The following is a 24,446-nucleotide window of genomic DNA, read 5'->3' as shown; positions in this document are numbered from 1 at the left end:
AAACTATTGACTTGAAAAATAAAAGTGTTTATTATTCTATTAACGACCAAATAGCGACAAGAAGTAACATTTAAAATATACCGAATTTGGAGGAATGACGATGGAACAAAGGGAAAAGAGAAGAATTGGATTCTTCATGGCAATTCTACCATTAATTATAATGATAATCGTCATGCTTGTAACGGTTGTAAAGTTAGGTCAAGGTCCACATATGCCATTAATTCTCGGTACAACGACGGCTGCTTTAGTTGCTTGGAGATATGGATTCACATGGTTGGAAATCGAGGAAATGATGTATAAAGGCATTAAACTCGCTCTCCCTGCTGTCGTTATCATCATGTTAGTCGGGTTAACAATAGGTTCTTGGATGGGTGGAGGAATTGTAGCGACAATGATTTATTATGGTTTGCAAATCATTACTCCTGGTTGGTTCCTTGTAGCTATCACAATTATTTGTGCCATCGTGTCACTAGCAATCGGTAGTTCTTGGTCTACAATGGGGACGATTGGTGTTGCTGGGATGGGGATTGGTTTAAGTATGGGGATTCCTGCTGGAATGGTCGCCGGAGCAATTATTTCCGGGTCCTATTTTGGTGATAAGATGTCACCATTATCGGATACGACAAACTTAGCTTCAGGACTGACAGGTACTGATCTTTTTGATCATATCAAACATATGCTTTATACGACGATTCCTGGTTTACTCATAGCGCTAGGTGTTTATGGATTTTTAGGCAGACGCTTTGCTGACGGTAACATCAATATGGAACAAATTGCACAAACTGCAGCCGTGTTGAAAGACAGTTTCCTAATTTCACCGTGGCTATTGCTCGTTCCACTTGCAGTCATCGTAATGGTGGCATTGAAGATTCCGGCAATACCTGCACTAATAGTAGGAATTATTCTTGGATTCCTATCCCAGATCTTCATACAAGGTGGCACACTTGTCAGTGCAATAGAAGCATTACAAAGTGGATTTGTTATCGAAACAGGCAACGAAATGGTTGATGCATTATTCAATGGTGGCGGTTTGGATTCGATGATGTATACAGTATCAATGACGATTGTTGCAATGACATTTGGTGGAATACTCGAATATTCTGGAATGCTACAATCGATTATGGATCAGTTAATGAAAGTTGTTAAGTCTTCTTTCACACTAATTACTTCAACAATTGCAGCATGTTTCCTAACGAATGCATCGTGTTCAGAGCAATATATTTCTGTTGTTGTACCTTCAAGAATGTTTACGAAAGTGTATAAGAAAATGGGTCTTCATTCCAAAAACCTTTCTCGTGCATTAGAAGATGGCGGTACAATTACATCAGTGTTCATCCCGTGGAATACGTGTGGTGTTTTCATCTTAGGAACATTAGGTGTAGGAGTTGCTCAGTATGGACCGTATGCCATTTTGAATTTAGTCATTCCGTTCATCTCGATCATCTATGCAGCAACCGGATTCTCGATTGTTAAGTTGACGAAAGAAGAGATGGAGGAAGCTGAAAAAGAAGAAAAAGAGAATATAATTGAACCTATCCATGCAAAAATTTAAAAAGACTGTCCTTCTGTCTCAATCAAAGACAAGGGACAGTCTTTCTTTAAAGATAAGTAGAGAAATTGAATTCATATAAAGCTCGCGGTCTACCTTGCTTATACGTCATTTCCTCACCGATAACTTTTACGTAATCGAATTCCATCAATTTTTTTAAAGTACGTTCCGCCGTTCTTCTTGAAACATTGAGATAGATAGCAAGATCGTTTGCAGAAAACTGCGTAGTAGAACGTGAGTTACTGAATAGCAGTAGTTTGGAAATATTGGAAGGGCCTAATTTTGTCTTTTCTGCCATAGCTACTAATGTTGGATGATCAACTTTCATATCAAGAACATTATCCGATTGAGGATAGGGGCCATGAAGTTTTTTATTCGCATCCAGTATATAAAAGCTGTTCGGTTCCGATGCTTGAATGAAGTTCAAAGCGAGCCTTGCATGGTCGGCTGCAATCATTGTCGATTCACCACACCCAAAAGCCATTTTGACAGTTGAAGGCAAACTATTATGTAATGCTAGAAATTCTTGCTGTCCCATTGAAGAGTATATATTCCCCATCGTAGTGAACAACGAGTATTCGCCATTCTTCTCACTCCAGTGTGCATGTAGCAATGTAGCTATCTCGCTAATGAATGGTTTGATTGATAAATCTGTCGATTGGATAATCCCAACGGCAATTTGTGCGGAAGAGCTTTTTTTTAGAATAGCTTGTTGTTGTATATCATATAAGCTCCTTAAAATGGAACTGACAGGGTCAATCATCATTAAAACATTATAACCCATCTTCTGAAGTTGCTCATAAACTGCATGGACACTTGTAATTGCCAAATCGGTTTGATTTTCATCTAATAGGTTGCGGTGAAAAGCTACTAGTTCTGTAATTGATTCATTTTCAGCTAAAACATGGATGTAGGGTTTAGAAGAAGTTTCGTTTAAATCAGTTAAAACATTTTCAATTTGTAGCCTTTCAGCGACATCAATGGATATGCGATGGAGTGGACGTTGTTGTTTCGATAAAGAATACAATAATGTCGTGGATATAGCAGTTTCATCTTGTTTCAAATAGTCAGTTGGGACATTAATTTGTTGAATAGACTCTTTCGCATACATATACGGTAAAGAACCAGAAAACAAAATTGCATCACTCGGCTGGAGTTTCTTTAAAAGTTGTGCGGCTTCATTCGGTTCTTCATATGTATGACATTCAATTTGTAAGTGTGTGGCATTGACGACCAACCGCTCTACTCGTTTACAGAAATGAACAGAACCGATAACGGCAATTTTTATTCTCATGAATAAATCCTCCTAAAATAATAGCGACTATTTAACGACAATGATACAATAACGGTAGATGTTTGCCAATAGAAAGGAAGAAAACAAATGAAAATAACAGAAATAGAGATTTTCGCAATTCACTTGCCACTTCATGAACCATTTATCATTAGTTACGCTACCTATGATTACATGCCTTCCATCATTGTGAAAATGACGACAGACAATGGTTACATCGGCTATGGAGAAGCTGTCGCGGATGAACATGTGACAGGTGAAAGTTGGGAAAGCACTTTCGCTGTATTGAAAAACACACTTGCCCCTGCGCTGATCGGTATGAATCCGGCAGAAATGGAAAAAATTCATGAGAAGATGAATCGTGCAATTTATGGTGTCCCAGCTGCCAAGGCGGCAATGGATATTGCTTGCTATGATGCACTCGGCAAATCACTTAATGTTCCAATATACACATTGCTTGGTGGCCGATATCATTCTGAATTCCCAATTACACATGTGTTAAGCATTGCAACGCCTGCCCAAATGGCTGACGAAGCTCAACAGCGTGTGGAAGAGGGATACCGATCATTGAAAATGAAAGTCGGAACTGATGTTGCTGGAGATGTGGAAAGAATTCAAGCTGTGCGCGAACGAGTAGGTGAAACAATTGCCATCCGTGTTGATGTGAACCAAGGTTGGGTGAATAGCAGTGCGACATTACAAGCGATGCGCAAGTTGGACACTTGCAATCTAGATTGGCTAGAACAACCTGTGCTGGCTGATGATATAGATGCGATGGTAGAAATCAAGTCCAAAATTGCAGTTTCGCTCATGATTGATGAAGGTCTCCGTGGAGTTCGTGAAATGCGTGAAATCATTGCGAAACGCGCAGCCGACAAAGTAAATATCAAATTGATGAAATGCGGCGGAATTTACCCTGCGATGAAGCTTGCACATATGGCAGAAATGGCTGGAATTGAATGTCAGGTAGGATCTATGGTGGAATCGTCTATTGGTTCTGCTGCTGGTTTTCATGTTGCGTTCTCAAAGAAAATCATGACGAGTGTTGAATTGACAGGACCGTTGAAATTCAGTGAAGATGTCGGGAACTTGTCCTATGATGTGCCATTCATTCGCTTATCTGAAAAAGCAGGTTTAGGTGTAGATGTAGATGAAAACATTCTATCTAAGCTTACAGTATTTTCTGAGAAGGTGGTAGGATGATGAAAGAAGTTTCACTAAAAAGTGGACAAGTAATTACCATAAAAGAGCTGTCACTTGATAATTTGTCGGAAATGCTAGAGCTTCAACAACTAGTAATTGCATCACTTCTAGACAAATCTTTACTTCAACCATTGTCTAAAGAAGAGTTTACATTAATTTTAAAGGGTCGCGGAATGATATTTGGTGCATTTCATGACAATGAACTTATCGCTTTCAGAGCGATGCTTGAGCCTGAAATTGACGATGAGCACCTCGGAATAGATGCAGGGCTAGTGGAATCTGAGTTGTCCTCCGTTTTGTATTCTGAAATCTCAAATGTCAGTCCAGAATATAGAGGCAACGGACTTCAGCATATTCTCGGACAATTATTGTTTGAACAAGTTGATACAAGTCGTTATCGATATATATGCGCGACAGTAGCACCTTTTAATATTGCGAGCTTAAAAGACAAGTTCGCTCTTGGAATGCATATTGTATCTCTGCAAAAGAAATATGGAGAGATGCTTCGTTATACGTTTGTAAAAGACCTTACACAATCAACAAAAACTGCTTCAGCAGAAATGAAAACCGATATGGGGAATACGCATGAACAACAAGATCATCTTGGTAAAGGTTTTATTGGCACAGGCTTAGAAGAAGTAGCCGGCAAGTGGGTTGTCAACTATCAGAAAAAATTATAAGTAACTATCGACCGTCTTAGCTAATAAAGTAAGACGGTTTTAATTTAGGCATAAAGTCCTTTTGCGGTCTTAATGTCAATGAAGAGGAATTTGTTCAAGTACTTATAGACCGTTTTATAACAATACAAAAATAAATCCTATGCGTATGAGGTTTGCTAGCTTATAATATGAAATGGTCTATATTTTAGGAGGATTATAATGAGATTTTCAGTAAGCAGAAAATTATGGGCTGGGTTTTTATCATTAGTCTTACTCATGGTTATTGCCGGAGTATTGAACTATATGTCTATTCCAAGGATAATTGAAAAGTACGAGTTTTTAATTGACGACAGAATGGAAAAAGTCATCATTCTTGAACAGCTATCAACCAATCAGAACGAACTTTCCAATGATTTGCGTGGCTATCTACTATATAAAGAAGTCATCTATTTAAAAAGCCGTCGGTCGCTGTTGGAGTCTTTCAATGAAAAAGTAGCTCAATTGGATGCTACATTGCATAGCGAAGAGAGCAGAGCAATGTTAGAAGATATTAAAACAGCATCGGTAAAATATACTGAACTGACAGAATCTGCAATTGCCTCATTCAACAATGGGAATGATGAGGGAGCGGTCAAAGCAGCCGGAGAAGCAGAAAAATACCAATCGGCTATTACGAAGACTGCAAAAGATCTAATTGCTTTTCAACGCGATCATATGGACAAAACGAAGGATGAAGTAGCTCATACCGTTAAGTGGACGGGCACATTCATAGTAGGCGTCGTTTTGTTTAGTGTAATTCTAAGTGTGCTTATTGCTACGATAATTAGCAGAAGTATTACTAAACCTGTCAAACTAATGACAGGTGCATTAAAGCATATTGCGAAAGGTAACTTTGCAATAGAGCCTTTAGTAATCCGAAACCAAGACGAAATTGGCGAAATGGCAACTGCGTTCAATGAAATGTCCTCAGACCTCCGGAATGTCATAACAGGGACGAGAGATGCGGCCATTCAGTTAGCGGCGCAATCGGAGCAAATGACTGCGAGTTCACAAGAAAGTCTTGCAGCATCAGAAATGGTTGCTAGCATTGCTGAAAAGAACTTGCTTGCAAGCGACATGCAAGTGAAACTTGTCAATGAGTCTTCTGAAGCGATGGCTGAAATGGCGACTGGCATTTCAAGAATTACTGAAGACAATGAAGCGATGCTTACATCTACTTCTGAAGTGTCCCGTCTTGTGGGAGAAGGCGCGGAATTTATGAATGAAGTGACGAGTCAAATGGATACAATTTCTACATCTATCCATCAGTCAGCTGCAATTATCAATGAGTTAGCAGAGCATTCCCAGAACATCCGAAAAGTGACAGGAATGATTTCTGGAATTGCAGAACAGACAAACCTTCTTGCATTAAATGCTGCGATTGAAGCAGCGCGTGCTGGTGAACAAGGTAAAGGATTTGCGGTTGTTGCAAATGAAGTGCGTAATCTTGCTGAGCAATCAAAAGAATCTGCACAAGAGATTGAAAGAATGATTAAAACGATTATTCAAAATGTGTCGGATGCAGTGAAAAGTGCGGATGAAGGCAACCAGAAAGTTGCGGAAGGTCTTGGTATTACTGAGAAGACAAGCGTTGTATTTAACAGAATTGAAGTTGCTTCTCTTGACGTCAACGGTAAAGTTCAGACTGTGTCTGTAGCAATTGAACAGATTCGTGCGATGTCTGAAGCCGTATCAGAAGGGGCTAGAAAGATTCAAGAGTTAGCAGTTCAAACTTCTGCTGAAGCACAATCGACAAGCGCTGCGACTGAAGAGCAACTTGCATCCAACGAAGAAATCGCTTCAAGTGCACAAATGCTTTCTGAAGTAGCAGAAAAACTGCAAAACGATATGGGACATTTTACAGTTTAATAATTAAAAACTTCCTGGCCGCAATTCGCGGTCAGGTTTTTCTTTTTCTGAAAAGTTCATGTTGCCCAAATCATTCCATAGTGCTACAATCAATTTCTGACTTAATTTCTAGCCAGCGTCTCACGACAAGTACTAACTACTAAACAGGGGGTCTGTCCAATGCAGCAACATCCTGATTTTGAGTTCGAAAGTGAACGACTTGACTATACGAAAGAGTACATGAAAAAACTATTAGCCGACACACAACGCGACGAAATGACTTCGCAAGATGAAATACGAAGAGCAACAGCTGACCTGGACTACTTAGATTCAAGTTTAAGCTTCATCAATATTTTGACTAACACACGTTTTTTTGAAATGGCCCGATCCCAAAAGGAAGGATTGGAAGCCATCCAGCAGAAACCCTATTTCGCCCGTATACATTTCCAGACGACTGGTGAGAAAGATGAATTACTCTATATCGGCAAAACATCCGTATTTCATCAGGAAACACAAGAACCGATCATCGTCGATTGGCGTTCACCCGTCGCGAATGTGTACTACGACGGTAGACTTGGTGACCTGACATACAAAGTACGTGACGAAGAGTTAAGTGGACATCTATTTTCAAAAAGGCAATATAAAATCGAAGAAGGCGAATTGCAAGCGATAATGGATATTGACTTGACGACGAATGATGAGTTGTTACAAGATGCGCTGTCAGGCAAAGCGGACACCCGGTTAACTGAAATCATTTCGACGATACAGGCGGAGCAAAACGAAATCATCCGTGCGAATTTAAAGCAACCAATCATCGTCCAAGGAGCAGCAGGAAGTGGTAAAACAACAATTGCTCTCCACAGAATCTCATATTTCCTCTACACGATGGGAGAAGATTTCCCTTCAAATAAGCTGATGATTTTGGCTCCGAGTAAGCTGTTCATGGACTACATCGGGGACGTGCTTCCTGAGCTAGGTGTCGGTCAAATATGCCAAACGACTTTCGCAGACTATGTACTCGACGCCACAGGTTTGAAGTTGAAACTGAAAGACCCCGATGCGCTACTTGAACAGCTTACTGCGGAGGGCATGGACAGCGATAAGCTTTCCATTAGCAGAATGAAGGGCACACTGGGTTACCGGGAAATCATGCAAGCGTATGTTGAGAAGCTTGAACAGCAAACTGCAGCACTTTTTGAAGACGTCTATATTGAAAAATACCGTATTATGCGGGGAAGCCGTATTCGTAAATTGTATCTCGAAGACTTCAAATATTTGCCGTTAGAGAAAAGAATCGAGCGTATTAAGCTTATTATGCAAGCGGAAGTGAATCGTAAACGAAAACAGCTGTATTCCCTACTATCGGATAAGTATGAGGAAGCACTCGACAAAGCGCTTTACGGTATACGGGATGATGAAAAGCGCAAAGCGAGAATTACGAAAGTAATGGACGAGCGTGATGAGCGACTGCCTTTCATTGAAAAAGAGGGAAAGAAAACGGTTTCTTCATATATACGGAAGTTCAAAAAGTTTAACATTAAGAAATTGTACCGGGAATGGCTGATAGATCCAGCTTTACATGAAGAGCTGGCATGTGACTGGTCACCATCAGAGAGAGAAGCTTTTTTGAAGACTCATCAAAAAGAAGCATGGGAGCTGGAGGATTTGGCAGCTCTCTATTATTTGCATGCCAAATTGAAAGGGATTGCGGATGAATGGAAAATGCGGGTCGTCTTCATCGACGAAGTACAGGATTACAGTGAGTTCCAGCTGGCCGCACTACAAGATGGACTTGAAACGGATATGTTCACGATGGTGGGAGACTTGGCCCAAGGAATACATAGCTACAGGGCTTTAACTTCATGGGATCCCGTTAAGGAATTATTTCCACGAGCAACCTATATGACGCTCCAAAAAAGTTACCGTACTACAATCGAAATTATGCAGTTGGCGAATAAAGTGCTTAAGCATATGGATGAAGAGTTACCATTAGTGGAACCGGTTGTCCGCCATGGACGTGAACCGGAGTTTTATAATATGGTGAATCTCGATGTTCAGAAGGTGGATGAAATCTATCAGTCTGTTGTAAAACGCGGCCATCATTCCATAGCATTCATCTGTAAAACTCGTGTAGAAGCTTCAAAAATCCATAAGACACTAGAAAATGCAGGCATGAATGTGCAATTGTTAGGGGAAGAGTCGGATATAGCTAGGGATTGTCTCCTTATTGTTCCGAGTCACTTATCAAAAGGTTTAGAGTTCGACGCTGTAATTATTGGTGCTTTTGACGACCCCTTCAAGAATCATGCGATTGATCGAAAATTGTTGTATGTAGCAATGACTAGACCGATGCATGAGTTGCATATCTTGTCTAAAGCAATTTCGAACATTATAGTCAATAAAACGGAGTGCTAACAATAAGAATGAAAGGTTTCCACATGGAAGCCTTTTTATTTATTTTCAAATCGACAAACTTTTTGCAGACCAATTACGAATATACTTAAGAGACAATGATATGTGGAAAGCATGTGGTGAATCATGGACAAAGAAAAACGATGGATTAAACAAATACAGATGAATGCGAGTGAATCAGCAGCAAATGAACTGGTTTCTACGTATTACAAAGAAATCTATGCATTTAGCTATAAACAAACATTGGACCAGGAGCTCTCACTGGATTTGACGCAGGAGATATTCATCAGTGCTTTGCAATCCATTCATACATATGATCGAAAAAAAGCTTCGTTTCGGACATGGCTTTACAGGTTGGCGTCTAATAAAATCGTGGATTACTATCGGTCTAAATCTTATCGATACACGCAAATGGCTAGACAAATTGATGACTACGAGATTATGGATGAGGTTGATATGGTAATTTCACTTGAATACAAAGAGGATGTTGAAAAAGTAATTGCAATCGTAAATCAGTTAGAATCTAGCTCGCAACAGATTATCCGACTTAAACTGTTCGGAGAGTACACGCTGAAAGAAATCGCTATGATGGAATCCATTCCTTTGTCGACAGTGAAAACAAGATATTATTCATCTTTAAAAAGGATACGTACAGAAATGGAGGAGAGGAACGGTGAATAAGGAAAGATTTAAAGTCCCTGATTTGGATGAACAAACAATTCGGATTCAAATAGATAAGATTGTATCTGTAGGCGTGAAACCTAAACAAAGTTTCCCATCGTATTTGAAGTCAATGATGCAGCAAGTCGGCTTACGGCATATATTCTCGGATCGGTTGGAAATCACATTCATTACATTACTAGTTACGATGATGATCGGATTGATGGTCTTACTTCCATACTATAGTGAAATTCATGATATGTATGGCTATATCTTTTTACTATCACCGATTCTGTTTCTGGTCTTATCGATTTTCACGTATGTACGGAAAACGCAAAATCATACGTATGACGTGGAAATGGCTTGTAAATATAACGTCTATCAAATTATTGCATTCAGGATGCTCGTTTTCAGTGTGTTTTCCATTGTGCTAAATATGATTGCCGTAGCGATTCTAGCTATACAATATGATGAAATTCAATTCATGCGAGCGTTTCTACTTTCAATTACAGCTTTGTTTTTGTTCTCTATTCTATTACTGTTTGCATTGATGAAGCGAAGAACGACAGTAATTGTTGTCAGTACAGTTATAGGATGGACACTCGGAAATCTCGTTTTACAGTCGATGAATGTCAACTTATATAATGATTTGCTTATGAAAACACCGATTGTTGTCAATGCAGTAGTTTTACTCGTAATTGTAATTACGTATGTATGGTATTTGAAAAAATTACTACAGTTCAAGCAGAGGGAAGGGGTATTTGAATGATTGTTGTAAAAGATGTAAGCAAGCAATATGGGGACTTTACTGCATTACAAAATGTGGATCTCGAGTTCGGTAATGGTCTCTACGGTTTACTAGCACCGAATGGGGCTGGAAAGACAACGCTAATAAAAATGTTGGCGACATTGATATCCCCGACTAAAGGAGAAATCTTTTATAACGGAAAGAATATAAACGATATGGATGACCAATATCGGGAACGGCTCGGCTATTTACCACAGCAATTCGGCTACTACAAAAACTATTCACCTAAGCAATACTTGCTCTACTTGGCGGCGTTAAAAGGGATTGGGAAGAAAGAAGCCCTTAATAAGATTGACGAGTTATTAGAAAAAGTGGCGCTAAGCGATGTGGTGAATAAAAAAATGAAGAAGTTTTCCGGTGGGATGATTCAACGTGTCGGCATTGCGCAAGCGTTACTGAATGATCCTGAAATTCTTATTTTGGACGAGCCGACAGCGGGACTCGATCCGAAAGAACGTGCACGTTTCAGGCATTTGCTAACGGATCTTGCTCGTGATCGTCTTGTCATCATATCAACGCATATCGTATCGGATATTGAATCGATTGCGAATGAAATAATTATGATTAGAAATAAACAGTTGCTCTATAAAGATTCGGTTGCTGACATTTGTGCGACGTTAAATGGGTGTGTCTTTGAAACAACGATCGACTATGGCCAATTGGAAGACTTTCGAAAGAATAACATTCTCCTTTCCGAAAAGCAGGAATACGGACAAATGACCGTTCGATTTATTCATAAAGGAAATTCTGAAGATGAATGGACATCTGTTCCTCCGCAACTGGAGGATGTATTTTTATACGAATACCGTGATGAGTTAGAAGGGGAAAACTAATGCGCATTTTCATTAATGAATGTAAAAAGGCGCTGACATCACCTATTTTAATAACATTACTTATCGTCTTCTCTGCTTTTAATATCTTCATCATCGTCAGTTCATCCGACCATAAGGAAGAATTGAAAATAGTGAACGAAATCATCGATAAGTACGGTAGGGAAATAACAGACGATTCGTTGAAGCAGTTCGAAAAAGACATTCAAAGTGACCTCTTGGGGTTAACGGAAATCACCGGTAAGCAATTTGAGAGTATTTATGATTTTTTGGATGGATTACGATTTGAGGAGCAGGAACAATATAGCGACAGAGACTGGGAATTCTTCAATAGCTTACAACTAAAGGAAATGTACTTCGGTATGGCAAATTCGATTGACGCAAGTTATGCGGAAATTGATGTGCAAGACGGGGCACGTGGTGATCTAAAAGGTTATGGGATAAGCGGAAAAGCCGCTGAAACTTATTTACGAGAAAATGAAGAATTTGCTGAGCGTTTTAATGAAATGGTGGACAACGAAGAGCATAAAGAATGGTTTTTTGCAGGCAAACCATATTTCATGCATAGCTTTCTGTTTAAAACGGTTTTCTTGCACATCACTATCGAGTCACTACTTTTGATTGTTTTAATGACTGCACTCATTACGACGTATGAGTTTGAGAACCGTACGCAGCTTCTAACATATTCGACACATCGAGGTAGAAAGTTAATGAAGGACAAGTTAGCTGCATCATTGGCAGTTTCTACAGTTATTTCACTGTTTTTATTCACGATTACGCTCGGAACGTATTTCTTCTTATTCGATTACTCGCATGTTTGGAAAACATCGATTAGCAGTGCGTTCAATTGGGAAAATCCTTTTCCTTATGTGACCTGGTGGGATCTATCCGTAGGTGAGTTTTTAGTGGCTGTAGTTGTACTTGTTTTCATCATCCAGTTACTATTTTCAGGTTTGACTTTTGCCTTAGCTGTCATAGTGAAAAACAGTTACACTACATTCTTTCTCGTTGCAGCGTTATTTATCCTAGCATGGCTTTTACCTACCTTCATGCCGAAGTCTTCCAACCTATTTATCGTAACTTCATATACATTATCAACACTGACGATGGCAGTGTCGCAATCGTTCATGGGAAGCAGCGGATTGATCCTGTTCAAAAACTTTGAATGGATGACAATTAGTTGCTGGACGATTATTACGATTGTTTTTTGTACCATAACGTATAAACGCTTTAGAAAAATGGACATTCAGTAAGGGGGTAGGGACAATGCGTGTATTATGGAATGAATTGAAAAAGATATTGACGTGGAAGATGCTTATATTGCTTATCTTCATTAACAGTGTGCTCTATTTTCTACTCATTGAGTTCGATATTAAACACTTCCCGAATGGCAGTCACAGTTATTCATATGAAATGGGAATAGAAATGATTGAGAAATACGGAACTACGATGGACGATGATGAGTTTATAGATTTTAAAAGGACCTATGCCCATCAAGTTGAAGACGCAACTCAATATTTGCAATCTAGAGAGGAATTCGTCGAAGAGGGACTGGATACGTATGAAAAATTCCTAGCATATGATTGGTGGAATGCATCCGAAGAAATTTACGCACTTCGAAGTAATGTATTTTTTGAGGAAAAAGTTGAACTCTTTTGGGAACTACAAGAACGAGAAAGACTGCTTAAGTTTTATGAGATGAAAGACGTAGTTCCGGATGTCCTATCAAAGAAAAAGAAGCAACGATTGGAAGAATTGATTGCACAGGAGAAATTCGGAATATATCCGGAAGTTGTTATGATGAATTTTAAGACATTCATTGCAAATGTCGGTATTGCTATCCTATTCAGTGTCGTGTTGGTCATTTCTCCAGCCATCTTGAAAGATCGATCAAGACAGTTAGTGGCGATTCAGTATACAACAAAAAAGGGCAGGAATCTCTTCAAGACAAAAATCCTGGCAGGCATCATCGCGACATTCATTGTAATCACAGCACTGTTAGCCGTGTATTTTAGTTTATATTCGCTGAATAATACATCCATGTATTTTGATGTACGGGTCAATACATTTATTGCAAATGAATCTTGGTTCGATCCGACATTTTTCCAATTCATATTGCTGTGTATTGCGGGAATCTATATTATCGGACTAGTCTTAGGATTACTTTCCATGGCATTTTCAACCCTAGTACCAAATATGGTTTCCTTGATAGGCATACAAATTCCATTTGTAGTCGGGTTTCTAATCATTGGGTTATATCCATTGCTACCTGAGATGATTTCCATATGGCATCCGAAGTGGCTGTCAATGATTTCTTATTGTGCGATGATTATCATTGTGATTATATTTACCGCGATTTTATGGAAACGGGAAAAGAAGTTGGATATTTTATAAGGAATGAACGAGAGCCCTCTGCGAGCTGGGCTCTCGTTTTTATTTAATTTAAAATTATTTTACAGTATTCTGCTAATTGTAATGGAAGTTTGATACAATAGCATGAAATGATTAACTAGTGAGTTAGCAAATGACATCAAAATGTTGCTTATAAAGAAAAAAGGTTGAGCTGCCATAAAAGAATAGTGAAAGAAGGTACACTCTCTTAAAATCCCATTATATTTGAAATACTACTAAAAGAGGTGGAACTAAATGTCAATGAAATACGTTTTGAATAAGAATAAGTATGTGTCTATTATTTTTATCTTATCTTTAGTCATTTTCACTTTATCCATCTTATATTTCAATGAGCTCAAGAACAATGCGAATGAAAATGAGGATTTAGAAAAGGTGAGTATGTACATGTATGATTTGGAAGTTAAAAGCCCGCTATTAGTAATTTTATTTTTTTTAGGATTGCAACCAGTTGAATCAATAGACTGGGAGGAAGAAGCGTTTCGCAAGGATCTTCAATCGATCTTTAGAGATGTAGAGGGAGGATTAACTAATATTGATTATTATAATCCTCAAATAGTTCCAAATCATGTACTCTTACAACTTCAAGATTTACAAGAAAAAGTCAGACATATTTTGATTACTATCAAAAGGGAAAAGCCGGTAGATGAACAGACTATAAATAAGATTATGAGTGTATCCAAATCGATTTACGTATGTGAGATTAACGAGATTTCACAAGAATGGAGCGAAATTGAGTCAAAGCTCAAATGTATGAATGATGCTATTATCGACTAATATTGAGCTGATTCTAAGAACGGTTCTTACAAAAATCAATCTGGATATATAGTAATGGGAGGGTTTGTTTTGAATATAATAATGATAGTTACAGTGCTTATTTCTCTTCTAGCGTCCACCATAACTTGTATATGGTTATTTAAATTGACTAGTAAAAAATGGATGAGTGTTCTAATAGCATTGGCTGTAAATGCTGTAATTTTACTACTAGCGACCGTCATTTTTTATACATTAGATGTTCAAGCGTTTCATAAACAAATAGATGGAGTCTTTAGCAGTTTAGGAATACTAGTATTTGCTTTTTTTATCCCAGTGCTTACACTATTAAATTTCTGTACTCTTGAATTTAAAAGATACCAACGCAATAAACATCATACTAATCAGTTGTGAAATTTTATTTTCTTATTATGTTAATTTACTAATTGCTTCAGATCTAGGGGGTGAACAAAATGAAGATGATATTTAGTGTAAGTTTGCTTTTGTTCTTAGCTGCCTGTCTACCTGTTCAGGTGGATGAAAGCTCTCATATTACTGAAGAAGAAGTTGTAACAGCATTGCAGGACAATGGTGTTAACTTGATAGAAGCTGAATTCAAGAAAAATATCTTTGGTTCAAAACTTGGAGATGTGAAACCAAGAACTTATGAGGTGAATGAAAAGCCATTTTTTATCTTCGAATTCAAAAGTGATAATGATCTAGATAAGGGAAAAAATGAATTTGCTAAAAAGACAGAAACAATGGATCTGGTATCTGCGAGCACGTTTGAAAAGAGAAATATACTTATTTTTTATGTGCACGAGCAAGATGTAAATTCAATTAGTGTTCCTTTTATAAAAGAAATACAGGAGGCATTAGACAACATTATCGAAGGATGAAAATCTTTTTTATCGAAGGTGCATTTTCCGTTAACGGGGGCAATTCACAAATAAAGTCAGTGTTTCAATGTTAACTAGTTTGTTTAACATTCGTAATCCAATTAGTTAATATTAATCTCTCAATTAACACTCAGGTGTAATGTATTATGGTAAATGATCTAAAAATAACAAGCTCAGGAGTGTATTAATATGGAAGAAAGATTCTTTCGGCATTATCTAGCAACGTTATCTTATCGAGCAACTATAGCAATCAAAGATGTTCCTTTGCATTATCCTGATTTCCAAGTTGGAAAGGGTGTTAAAACACCGGTTGAGTTATTATCTCATATTTCTGATGTACTAACTCTTGGATATTCTTGGTTTGCAAACGTCGAAGCAGGTAAAGGCGTACAAGAGTGGGAGCGAGAAGTCGATCGATTTTATAATAGTGTAGAGAAATTGGATCAGGCTTTTGCTGAAAATGTATCTATGAAAAAATCGCCTGAACTGTTGTTGCAAGGACCGCTTGCGGATGCTATGACGCATGTTGGACAACTTTTAATGTTACGAAGACTTGCTGATTCGCCGGTACCGCCGAAGAGTTATATAAAAGCCAATATACAAACTGGAATAATCAGACCCATGTAATCTTTAGAAAGATTTAAATGAACCACCTGGAATCGTTCTTTACAAAAGCTTAACATCATACTTTATCACTATAGTCTATAATCGAAATTGACTATGATTAGTGGAGGCCAAAAGGTATGAGGTTGACCGTGAGAAGAAAAGTTTGGTTTGGATTTCTATTAATATTAACTATTTTACTAGTTGTTGGTATGTCGGGGATATTGGCACTTTCAAAATTGAATAATGAATACCGCTTTTTAATTGATGATAAAATAAAAAAAGTTCTCTTGTTTGAACAAATTCTATCCGAACAAAACGAAGAAGCAAAGAATATTCGGGGATATATAATCTATCAGGATACGTCACATGTGGAGCAACGGGAAGAAAATATGAAGTCGATTAACTTGAAGCTAAAAGAACTGGACAAAATCGTCCGAACCCCATCTGCACGCGAATTATTGAAGGAAGTAATAGAAACCTCAAAAAGTTACGAGCAAATTAGCGAACTGATTATCAGAGATGTTAACGAAGGAAATATTGAAAGTGCAATGGCTTTAGCGAAGGAAAGTAACTATTATCAGGATGCCATTACAGTAACACTTGAACAATTGATTGAACATCAAAATAGCCAACAAGTGAAGACGGAGCAGTCTTTGTTAGCAGTTTTAAACTGGATCAGAATTGTTATTGCTAGCCTGATAATTATCGCTTTCATTGCAAGTATTCTTGTTGCTCAAAGAATCAGCATAAGTATCGCTCGGCCAGTGGAGAAGATGACGGAAGCATTGAAACAGATTGCGACAGGGAATTTTACAATTGAACCTGTAGACATTCAAAATAAAGACGAAATTGGGGAAATGGCAAGTGCTTTCAATGAAATGATGAAAGACTTAAAAGGAATTTTATCGATTGTAAGAACCTCAGCCACTCAGCTTGCGGAACAAGCAGAAAACTTATCTGCTAGTTCGGAAGAAAGTCTTGCTGCTTCTGAAACTGTTTCCGAAATTACGGAGAGGAATATGGTCGCTAGCAATTCCCAAGTATCGACAGTGATTGAATCAAATTGCTACATAGAAGAGACGTTGCAAGAGATGGCTCAAATGATGGAAGAGAATATTCAAATGCTACAGGCTTCCGAATCGGTTTCTCAACTCGTGTCGACAGGAAAGAGCCGAATGAAAGATTTCACAGAACAAATGGAGGAAATTAGCACTAGCATTTCGCGATCTTCTCTCACAATAAGGGAAATGGCAATGTATTCGGAACAAATTAGACAAGTAACAACACTGATTACAGGTATTGCTGATCAGACAAATTTGCTTGCATTGAATGCTGCTATAGAAGCTGCGAGGGCGGGTGCTCATGGCAAAGGTTTTGCAGTTGTTGCTGAGGAAGTGCGTCATCTAGCAGAACAATCAAAACGGTCTGCAGGAGAAATAGGCAAGATGATTGATGTGATGGTTCACAAAGTTGAAGATGCGGTAAGTAGTGTTGAAGAAGGATCTAGCCAAATTACAAAAGGGCAATCGGTGTCAAAAAAGACGGAGAAAGTGTTTCAGGGAATTGAAATTGCAACAGTTGAGATGAGTGTTAAACTGTCCACTGTGAGGAGTACGATTGAACATGTGCTTGTGAAGACGGATGAAGTTTTTAGAGGGTCAAAAAGAGTGGAACACCTTGCATTGCAAACCTCAGAAGAAGCGAATTCTGTGAGTGCGGCTACTGAAGAACAACTTTCTGTAAATGAAGAAATTTCCTCAAATGCACAAAGATTAGCTTTGCTTGCTGAAAAGCTTCAGAATGAAGTTGGGAAATTCACAGTATGAATCTTGAAAAATGGCCAAATCACATGTAATTTATGCGATTTGGTCATTCAGCTATTCTACCATTTTTTATAAGGTAAAAACTTTCCATTCATCGTCACAACTACTCGATCTCCAGCTGGGTCTTCCTCTTTATCAATATCCATCGTGAAGTCGATGGCACTCATAATACCGTCACCGAACTTTTCTTGAATAACAGCCTTCATCGTTGTCCCATACACTTGCAAAATTTCATGGAAGCGATATAACAGCGGGTCGACAGGAATACGATCTTCCAATGAACCCTTCATCGGAAAGTCTTGCAATACTGTAGTAATCGATGGATTCAAGTCCAACAGTTTAACCAATGCATAAACCTCTTCAGCATTCATCGTTGCCTGACCCATAATTGCTGAAGCCACCCACACAGGATGACGGCCAATCGCTTCTGCAATCTCGTCAAAAGTGAGCCCCTTATCCCTTTTTGCTAATAAAATTTCTTCAGTAGCCAATTCTCTCGTATATTTATCCTGCTTAGCCAAAGTAATCCTCTCCTTGAGTAATGTTACAAATAGTATACCATTATTCAAAATGCGTGAAATGTGCAAATATGAATCTTCTGAGACAACTAGACTTTGTTATTTCAAAATAATTCTGACGATTTGTGATGAAGTTTGATACAATTTACGTAATATGTTAATTGCTAAGTTAAGCAATCCAGGTTGTGCGTTGAAACTAAAATCCTGTTTTGGAGGAGATAAAATGGCGAAAGTTTTTTTAGCCCCACACGATCTAAAATATGCAAAGGCAATGTCAACACTCTCATCTGCATCACAGGTAAAAGATGCATTAGGATTAACTACAGACCAAGCATCTCTTGAAGGAACAAATGATTTTATTAGGTTCGTTCTTGAACAAGAAAGAGTAGAGAATCAATATTCAAGAGTTATACTCAATGAAAATGAAGAATTAATTGGTGTAATAACTCTAAAGGAGTTTAACCCGAAAAACAAAACAGCTCATATAGGAACATGGATAGGTCATCAATATTGGGGCAAAGGGTATAATCTGTTAGCAAAAAAGAAAATCTTGTATTTTGCATTTACGACATTGCAATTGGAATATGTGTTTGCGGGAGCAAAACTCTCAAATATTCGATCTCAAAAGGCACAGGAGAAACTACCATTTGTTAAAATCGGTGTACAAGATGAATTTCCGATAGAACATCAAAAAATAGAATCACAAGTAAAAACACCATGTATTTTGAACGTGATAGAAAAAGAACCATTTTTAAAATGGTACTCAGAAACAATATAATATTCTGGCGCCAACGGGTAATTAGACTTGAAGACACTGCATACAAATGGATTAGTTAAATAATACGCATTTTAAAGGCTCCTAATTAAAAATACTATAGGCAGGGGTTGTGTAGAATTAACCAACAAAAAATCGACAAGGTATTCGAACAGATCACCAAAAATAAAAGGATACATGAGGCCGTTCTATTTGTAGAAAACGCCGATGGAGATTTTTCTTGCAGTAAGGGGTACGGGGGGAAAGATGTAGATACACCATTCCTTATGGCAAGCATCACAAAGCTGTTTACAACTACCTGTATTTTAATTTTGAAAGAGCAGGGGAAACTGTCATTAGAAGATGAAGTAACAAAATACTTTAAAGACGATACCTTGAGTAAACTTCATATTTACAAAGGGAAAGAATATTCTATGAGGCTTACTCTTTCTAATTTATTATTTCAAACAAGTGGATTGCCGGATGTCTTTGAAGAAGGAAGTAATAATGCAAAAAAACGTGCAATCCATAAAGATATGCAATTTAATTTCGATGAAATGATAACATTGACTAAACAGCTGAAACCACACTTTGCGCCTAATATGAAAAAAAGGGCTCATTATGCAGATGTTAACTTTGATATGCTTGGAAAAATAATTGAAACAGTTACTAATTCAACCTTAGAAGAGGTGTATCAGCAATTTATTTTCGACCCCTTAGAGCTTAAAAGTACATATCTTCTGAAAAACGATTGCGACTTTGTTCCGACTTTTTATTATAAAAATAACGTTCTTTATCGACCTGAATTCATTAAAAGCAGTCGTGCAAGTGGCGGTGGTATTTCTACGGCTCGTGATTTAATGATATTTATCAAAGCTTTCTTTACAGGAAGGTTATTTGATGAAAAGGTGTTTCATGAACTGGAATTCATTAATAGATTGCAAGTTTCCATGTTTCCGATTCACTACGGTGCTGGTTTAATGAGTATTCCTCTAAATGGTTTTGCAACCCTATTCATGGGAAAAGGTGAGTTAGTTGGTCATTCTGGATCAACAGGTTCTTTTGCATTTTATTTACCATCAAAGGATTTATTTTTTGTTGGAGATGTAAATCAAATATCAAATCCAGCACTTCCCATACGATTGGTCATGCGTCTTGCTGTTTCATTGAAATCATAAATGAACAGCATAGAAAAATTCAAGTGGAAAAGCAGCAATATATTTTTTGGGGGCATAATTTTAAAATCAAAACTGAGCGCTTGTTAATCATTCCTTGTACTGCGGAAAGCTACAATGCTTGTTCTGATCAGTATGAAATGATCAAGGCTTATTGAATTTCTGCGCAATACCTTAAAATACTGTAAATTGAACACTTCATGTAGGCTTTTCTTTAGATATAACCAATACTTATACACTTTCATAATAACTATCGAATTTTCTAATATTCAGTTAGAGAGTATAATGAAGTTATTAACAGGGGGTGGTCGTATTGGAATATCTCTCACTCTTTTTCATTGGGGCAATTGCTACAACAATTGGTACTCTGGCTGGTGGTGGCGGGCTTATCAGTTTGCCTGCAATGCTTTTACTTGGTATCCCGATCCATTCAGCAATTGGGGCAAACAAAGTATCAAATACAGTAAGTTCCTTTTCTAGTTTTTTCATTTTAATGAAACAGAAAAAGATCTCGTTTAGAGAATCATTTTGGATCATACCTGTAAGTTTGGTAGGTGGTGTGACGGGCGGTTTCATAGCGACAAAGCTTTCTGAAGAACATTTGTATATTATGGCGATTGTCCTATTAAGTTTTGCCTTCATTACTTCTTTTATTGGTAAGGGAAACTTTGCGGGTGAAGAAAGATTGAAAATCAATAAAGTGAGTATACTTGGCCTGTATGGAATCGGAATATACGATGGACTTTTCGGCCCAGGGCAGGGAACTTTAATGTTTTACTTGTTCGGTTACATGGAAATTGCCTATATACGTGCAGTCGGTTATGTCCGACTTGCTACGTTTTCAAGTTGTTTTGGAGCAGCACTCACCTATATTGCTGCTGGTAAAATAATATGGCCATTGACGATTATGTTAATGTTAGGCTCAATTACAGGAGCTCAAATGGGTGTCCGCTTTGCAGAGAAGTTGAATCCAAAGTTTGTGAAGCCATTATTACGAATTGTAACTGTTGCATTGATTATTCAAATCATAATTGAAAACGCCAATTAATGGCAAAGTGTAAACTTCTACTGTAGTAGAGGTTTTTATTTTATTTAAAACGGCATAAACTTGAATGAAAATGAAGAATAAAGTTGATTAACATGAATAAACGTGCAATAATCGGAATGTATTGCAATGTAAGAGGATTAAACATGAAGAAACATGCAGAAAGCTGAAGTATATCAAAGGGGGAATTAAAATTGTTTACAGAAGAACGAAGAGATAAAATCCTAGACATGCTTGAAATAAATGGGCGTATCTTGGCAAAAGACGTAGCTGAGGAATTTGGCTTGTCCATTGACTCCATTCGACGGGATTTATCAATCATGGAGGACCAGGGGTTATTGAAAAGAACACATGGTGGTGCCATACCAATAGGAAATTCCAGAACAATGCCACAACCACCTTCTTTACGATATGGAAATGGAAATACTTATCAAAATGCAATCGCAAAAACAGCATGTACGTATATTCAGAAAGAGCAAACGGTTTTTATCGGTGGTGCGGCAATACATTATGTCATGTTGAAGTATTTACCAAATGACTTTGATTTTACAGTCGTTACAAATTCAGTCGAAGTCGCTTATCATTTGCGAGAGATGAAAAATATCCAAACGTATCTCATTGGTGGCCATGTGAAGAGTTCTGGTAATATGACAGACGCGATTGCCACTGAGTTAGCACGACAATTCACGACTGATTTGTGTTTTGCTGCGGCTGGTGGATTATCGGAAAAAGGGTTAAGCACTGCGACACCTGAAGTGGCTGTCTTCCATAAGACCATTTTTGATAATTCAAGAAAAATTGTTAGCCTCATTGAACATACGAAGTTTGGTATAGATATGTTCAGTAGAATGTATCCTCTAGAAAAACTGGACGTTGTCATTACTGACGAGGAGACCCCCCAGGATGAGATAGACTTAATTATGGCTCGTGGGATGGAAGTATTGATAGCAAAATAAGAAAAGTGATAGTGAATATATGCTAGCTCATAACTGGAGGTGGAAACAATGTTCTATAGAAGAAAATATTACACTGTTAAAAGCGAATTTGTTGAGCAATTCAATGCACACTTCAATAATACCAATTTACCGAATCAATTAAAGCACGGAGCTCGTTTAATAGGACGGTGGATGAAGGATAATCAAGATGATACCTTTGAGATTTTTGCTATTTGGGAATATGACAGTTATGAAGATTACGTAGATATAGAAACGAATGTAAAAGGTGACAACGCGCACGTTCAAAGAATTATAGATTGGTACGAAAAAAATGGTGGTAGGGAACATGTTTATAAGGAGTACATTCTTGAAGTTAGAAATGAAGTGTTAATGTCTACAGTAAATGAAAGTATTTGAAAGTCTAAATAAAAAAGCTGACAGCCCACCTAGGAAGGCGAGGTCAGCTTCATGTAACATAATACTGCAATAATTCACAACGAAAAATTGTCTATAGTCGAAGTCGGGTAAATTCAACATTACCTGACTTTTTCATTTTCTAGTATTCAGAGGTTTAATAGAAGCTTCTATTTCTGCACGCTTATTTTCTAGAAAAGGCGGCAACGATAACGATTCACCTAACGTTTCTAGCGGTTCGTCCGTTGCAAATCCTGGTCCATCCGTAGCCAATTCGAAAAGAATACCGTTCGGATCACGGAAATAGAGAGAGCGGAAATAGAAACGCTCGACGAATCCAGAGTTTTGCAGACGTGTTTGATTAATTCGGTCAATTCAATCATGCAACTCTTTTTCATCTGTGACCCGGAAAGCGACGTGATGTACTCCACCAGTTCCTTGGATTTCCATTGGCAGATCAGTACGGGGTTCAATGAAAACCTCAGCCCCAGTTCCTCCCTCTCCAACATGCATGACAATAATCTCTTCTTGGCCAGCCTCAATTGCGGGTATACGCTCTTTTTCCGTAAAACCTAAAACGCTCAGCACTGCCATTGTGGAGTCGGGTTTTCGCACTGTCAACATAACAGGGCCTAGACCAGTAATCCCAAATTCAACGGGAACAGGGCTACGATCCCACGGCGTTCCACTTTGTACACCGGTTTCATTTTCATCAGAAACAAGTGTTAATCGATGCCCTTCTGGATCTTCAAAGAAGATGACATGTCGTCCGGCAAATGTCGTTATTCCTTCATGTTTCACCTCGAAATCACCGAAACGCTTTAACCAATAATCGAGTGCGGCGTCAGAAGCGACACGCATAGAGGTATTGGAAATGCTACCAACCCCTTTTCGCATTGGTCCGGCATTCGGGAAATCAAAAAACGTCAACTCCGTTCCAGGATTCCCTTTTTCATCCCCGTAAAATAAATGATAAGCCGTCGTATCATCTTGGTTCACCGTTTTCTTCACAAGACGCATCCCCAAAACTTCTGTGTAAAATGAAAAATTATTCGCTGCACTACCTGTCATTGCAGTCAAATGATGTATACCTTTAACGTTCATAGTAATCAATCCCTTCTTCGAGATGATATCTTGAATTCAAGATAATTATACCTGTATACAAATGTAGAATCAAAGAAGATGCTATTTCATTTGTAGTACATAGCTATAAGTTGCTTCATATTTAGGCCTTTCATCCGGATGAATCGTAAATAGAGAAAATAGCTCTGCCGAAAAATGCACTTTCTCAAACTGCTCAATAGGTATAACTGATGACTCGAGTGTCTTCCTTTTCTTTGCAATCGTAATATGCGGTATAAAGGGATTGGTAGCTTTTATTGAAAGTAAATCACTGACAGATTGTGCAATCGATTGTTGTAAGAAGTCGAGTTCTGTAGATGGCTCAACGGAAAGATACACGACACGAGGACCTGTTGGAGAACCAAAATAGGAAAGTCCATCAATCGATAAAGAGAACTGGTGAATGTTCATAGCAAGAGCATTAAGTCGGTTATTTAATAAGTCACGTTGTTGGTCGGTAAGTGCTCCTATAAAAAACAAAGTAATATGCAAATCTTCATCAACCGGTAGAACTTTATACTGCCGGTCTAGTTGTAGGGTATCGCGGTAATGTACCACCTGATTTTTTATGGTTGGCGGTGCTTTGATACCGATAAAATAATGCGAACTCATTTAGTTTCCTCCCTCTATAAATATTGATGTATCAACGGTTTGACCCGCTGTAAGGGTGTCAAAAATATTTTTTTTGACACTC

General features: G+C 38.0%; 22 protein-coding genes and 1 pseudogene. 19 read left to right on the top strand and 4 right to left on the bottom strand.

Annotated features, from left to right (window positions below; all coding sequences use genetic code 11):
• Positions 1-100: 100 nt before the first annotated feature.
• Complete coding sequence (gene nhaC / locus H9649_RS10785) at positions 101-1,552, top strand: Na+/H+ antiporter NhaC (protein ID WP_404828736.1); 1,452 nt, start codon at positions 101-103, stop codon at positions 1,550-1,552.
• A gap of 46 nt (positions 1,553-1,598) precedes the next feature.
• Here nhaC and H9649_RS10780 read toward each other — a convergent pair whose 3' ends face one another.
• Positions 1,599-2,843: an HTH domain-containing protein gene (locus H9649_RS10780; protein WP_191694875.1), complete on the bottom strand. Its 1,245-nt coding sequence runs from the start codon at positions 2,841-2,843 to the stop codon at positions 1,599-1,601.
• Between the two features lie 87 nt (positions 2,844-2,930).
• Between H9649_RS10780 and H9649_RS10775 the strand changes: the two genes are divergently transcribed.
• The 13 genes from H9649_RS10775 (at position 2,931) to H9649_RS10715 (ending at position 17,792) form a co-directional block, all read left to right on the top strand.
• Positions 2,931-4,043, top strand: coding sequence for a mandelate racemase/muconate lactonizing enzyme family protein (locus H9649_RS10775; protein WP_191694873.1), 1,113 nt, complete (start codon positions 2,931-2,933; stop codon positions 4,041-4,043).
• The gene (locus H9649_RS10770; RefSeq protein WP_404828735.1) at positions 4,043-4,723 is read left to right on the top strand and encodes an N-acetyltransferase; all 681 of its coding nucleotides are present in this window, start codon (positions 4,043-4,045) and stop codon (positions 4,721-4,723) included. Before H9649_RS10775 ends, H9649_RS10770 begins: the two co-directional genes overlap by 1 nt.
• 198 nt (positions 4,724-4,921) lie before the next feature.
• Positions 4,922-6,610, top strand: coding sequence for a methyl-accepting chemotaxis protein (locus H9649_RS10765; protein ID WP_191694869.1), 1,689 nt, complete (start codon positions 4,922-4,924; stop codon positions 6,608-6,610).
• Between the two features lie 159 nt (positions 6,611-6,769).
• Positions 6,770-9,004, top strand: a complete 2,235-nt coding sequence (gene helD, locus H9649_RS10760; protein ID WP_191694867.1) for an RNA polymerase recycling motor HelD — start codon at positions 6,770-6,772, stop codon at positions 9,002-9,004.
• A gap of 123 nt (positions 9,005-9,127) precedes the next feature.
• Positions 9,128-9,682 carry an RNA polymerase sigma factor gene (locus H9649_RS10755; RefSeq protein WP_191694865.1) on the top strand — a complete coding sequence of 185 codons (555 nt, stop codon included), beginning with the start codon at positions 9,128-9,130 and terminating at the stop codon, positions 9,680-9,682.
• Positions 9,675-10,430, top strand: coding sequence for a hypothetical protein (locus H9649_RS10750; protein WP_191694863.1), 756 nt, complete (start codon positions 9,675-9,677; stop codon positions 10,428-10,430). Before H9649_RS10755 ends, H9649_RS10750 begins: the two co-directional genes overlap by 8 nt.
• Positions 10,427-11,302 carry an ABC transporter ATP-binding protein gene (locus tag H9649_RS10745; protein WP_191694862.1) on the top strand — a complete coding sequence of 292 codons (876 nt, stop codon included), beginning with the start codon at positions 10,427-10,429 and terminating at the stop codon, positions 11,300-11,302. Before H9649_RS10750 ends, H9649_RS10745 begins: the two co-directional genes overlap by 4 nt.
• Positions 11,302-12,552, top strand: a complete 1,251-nt coding sequence (locus H9649_RS10740; RefSeq protein ID WP_191694860.1) for a hypothetical protein — start codon at positions 11,302-11,304, stop codon at positions 12,550-12,552. The genes H9649_RS10745 and H9649_RS10740 overlap by 1 nt, the downstream gene beginning before the upstream one ends.
• Before the next feature lie 13 nt (positions 12,553-12,565).
• Positions 12,566-13,693, top strand: coding sequence for an ABC transporter permease (locus H9649_RS10735; protein ID WP_191694859.1), 1,128 nt, complete (start codon positions 12,566-12,568; stop codon positions 13,691-13,693).
• A gap of 252 nt (positions 13,694-13,945) precedes the next feature.
• Positions 13,946-14,485: a hypothetical protein gene (locus tag H9649_RS10730; RefSeq protein ID WP_191694857.1), complete on the top strand. Its 540-nt coding sequence runs from the start codon at positions 13,946-13,948 to the stop codon at positions 14,483-14,485.
• A 449-nt stretch (positions 14,486-14,934) separates the two neighbouring features.
• Complete coding sequence (locus tag H9649_RS10725; RefSeq protein WP_191694855.1) at positions 14,935-15,360, top strand: hypothetical protein; 426 nt, start codon at positions 14,935-14,937, stop codon at positions 15,358-15,360.
• A gap of 189 nt (positions 15,361-15,549) precedes the next feature.
• A complete protein-coding gene (locus H9649_RS10720) occupies positions 15,550-15,987 on the top strand; it encodes a hypothetical protein (protein ID WP_191694853.1) in 438 nt (145 codons plus the stop codon).
• A gap of 116 nt (positions 15,988-16,103) precedes the next feature.
• On the top strand, positions 16,104-17,792 hold the full coding sequence (locus tag H9649_RS10715) for a methyl-accepting chemotaxis protein (protein WP_191694851.1): 1,689 nt from the start codon (positions 16,104-16,106) through the stop codon (positions 17,790-17,792).
• A 56-nt stretch (positions 17,793-17,848) separates the two neighbouring features.
• On the opposite strand, the gene cynS is transcribed toward H9649_RS10715, so the two are convergent.
• Positions 17,849-18,310 carry a cyanase gene (cynS, locus tag H9649_RS10710; RefSeq protein ID WP_191694849.1) on the bottom strand — a complete coding sequence of 154 codons (462 nt, stop codon included), beginning with the start codon at positions 18,308-18,310 and terminating at the stop codon, positions 17,849-17,851.
• A gap of 220 nt (positions 18,311-18,530) precedes the next feature.
• Here cynS and H9649_RS10705 point away from each other — a divergent pair, with 220 nt between their 5' ends.
• The 5 genes from H9649_RS10705 (at position 18,531) to H9649_RS10685 (ending at position 22,633) form a co-directional block, all read left to right on the top strand.
• Positions 18,531-19,085, top strand: coding sequence for a GNAT family N-acetyltransferase (locus H9649_RS10705; RefSeq protein WP_191694847.1), 555 nt, complete (start codon positions 18,531-18,533; stop codon positions 19,083-19,085).
• A gap of 107 nt (positions 19,086-19,192) precedes the next feature.
• Positions 19,193-20,239 carry a serine hydrolase domain-containing protein gene (locus tag H9649_RS10700; RefSeq protein ID WP_225229823.1) on the top strand — a complete coding sequence of 349 codons (1,047 nt, stop codon included), beginning with the start codon at positions 19,193-19,195 and terminating at the stop codon, positions 20,237-20,239.
• Between the two features lie 310 nt (positions 20,240-20,549).
• Complete coding sequence (locus H9649_RS10695; protein WP_191694846.1) at positions 20,550-21,284, top strand: sulfite exporter TauE/SafE family protein; 735 nt, start codon at positions 20,550-20,552, stop codon at positions 21,282-21,284.
• 191 nt (positions 21,285-21,475) lie between these two features.
• The gene (locus H9649_RS10690) at positions 21,476-22,237 is read left to right on the top strand and encodes a DeoR/GlpR family DNA-binding transcription regulator (protein WP_191694844.1); all 762 of its coding nucleotides are present in this window, start codon (positions 21,476-21,478) and stop codon (positions 22,235-22,237) included.
• Between the two features lie 48 nt (positions 22,238-22,285).
• A complete protein-coding gene (locus tag H9649_RS10685) occupies positions 22,286-22,633 on the top strand; it encodes an NIPSNAP family protein (RefSeq protein WP_191694842.1) in 348 nt (115 codons plus the stop codon).
• A 132-nt stretch (positions 22,634-22,765) separates the two neighbouring features.
• Here the strand turns inward: H9649_RS10685 and H9649_RS10680 are convergent.
• Together H9649_RS10680 and thpR are read right to left on the bottom strand one after the other, a co-directional pair.
• Positions 22,766-23,734, bottom strand: a pseudogene (locus H9649_RS10680) (ring-cleaving dioxygenase).
• An 81-nt stretch (positions 23,735-23,815) separates the two neighbouring features.
• Positions 23,816-24,364, bottom strand: coding sequence for an RNA 2',3'-cyclic phosphodiesterase (gene thpR, locus H9649_RS10675; protein WP_191694840.1), 549 nt, complete (start codon positions 24,362-24,364; stop codon positions 23,816-23,818).
• Between the last annotated feature and the right edge of the window lie 82 nt (positions 24,365-24,446).

Origin of the sequence: Sporosarcina quadrami, from assembly GCF_014836615.1 — a bacterium.
Lineage (GTDB): Bacteria > Bacillota > Bacilli > Bacillales_A > Planococcaceae > Sporosarcina > Sporosarcina quadrami.
The sequence above is the reverse complement of the archived record's forward strand: the minus strand, read 5'-3'. Positions and strand labels throughout refer to the sequence as shown.

Coding starts and splice junctions, on each gene's coding strand:
- H9649_RS10780 (WP_191694875.1), bottom strand. CDS start 2,843: ATGAGAATAAAAATTGCCGTTATCGGTTCTGTTCATTTCTGTAAACGA.
- nhaC (WP_404828736.1), top strand. CDS start 101: ATGGAACAAAGGGAAAAGAGAAGAATTGGATTCTTCATGGCAATTCTA.
- H9649_RS10730 (WP_191694857.1), top strand. CDS start 13,946: ATGTCAATGAAATACGTTTTGAATAAGAATAAGTATGTGTCTATTATT.
- helD (WP_191694867.1), top strand. CDS start 6,770: ATGCAGCAACATCCTGATTTTGAGTTCGAAAGTGAACGACTTGACTAT.
- H9649_RS10725 (WP_191694855.1), top strand. CDS start 14,935: ATGAAGATGATATTTAGTGTAAGTTTGCTTTTGTTCTTAGCTGCCTGT.
- H9649_RS10755 (WP_191694865.1), top strand. CDS start 9,128: ATGGACAAAGAAAAACGATGGATTAAACAAATACAGATGAATGCGAGT.
- H9649_RS10765 (WP_191694869.1), top strand. CDS start 4,922: ATGAGATTTTCAGTAAGCAGAAAATTATGGGCTGGGTTTTTATCATTA.
- H9649_RS10715 (WP_191694851.1), top strand. CDS start 16,104: ATGAGGTTGACCGTGAGAAGAAAAGTTTGGTTTGGATTTCTATTAATA.
- thpR (WP_191694840.1), bottom strand. CDS start 24,364: ATGAGTTCGCATTATTTTATCGGTATCAAAGCACCGCCAACCATAAAA.
- H9649_RS10745 (WP_191694862.1), top strand. CDS start 10,427: ATGATTGTTGTAAAAGATGTAAGCAAGCAATATGGGGACTTTACTGCA.
- H9649_RS10775 (WP_191694873.1), top strand. CDS start 2,931: ATGAAAATAACAGAAATAGAGATTTTCGCAATTCACTTGCCACTTCAT.
- H9649_RS10685 (WP_191694842.1), top strand. CDS start 22,286: ATGTTCTATAGAAGAAAATATTACACTGTTAAAAGCGAATTTGTTGAG.
- H9649_RS10770 (WP_404828735.1), top strand. CDS start 4,043: ATGAAAGAAGTTTCACTAAAAAGTGGACAAGTAATTACCATAAAAGAG.
- H9649_RS10735 (WP_191694859.1), top strand. CDS start 12,566: ATGCGTGTATTATGGAATGAATTGAAAAAGATATTGACGTGGAAGATG.
- H9649_RS10740 (WP_191694860.1), top strand. CDS start 11,302: ATGCGCATTTTCATTAATGAATGTAAAAAGGCGCTGACATCACCTATT.
- H9649_RS10720 (WP_191694853.1), top strand. CDS start 15,550: ATGGAAGAAAGATTCTTTCGGCATTATCTAGCAACGTTATCTTATCGA.
- H9649_RS10705 (WP_191694847.1), top strand. CDS start 18,531: ATGGCGAAAGTTTTTTTAGCCCCACACGATCTAAAATATGCAAAGGCA.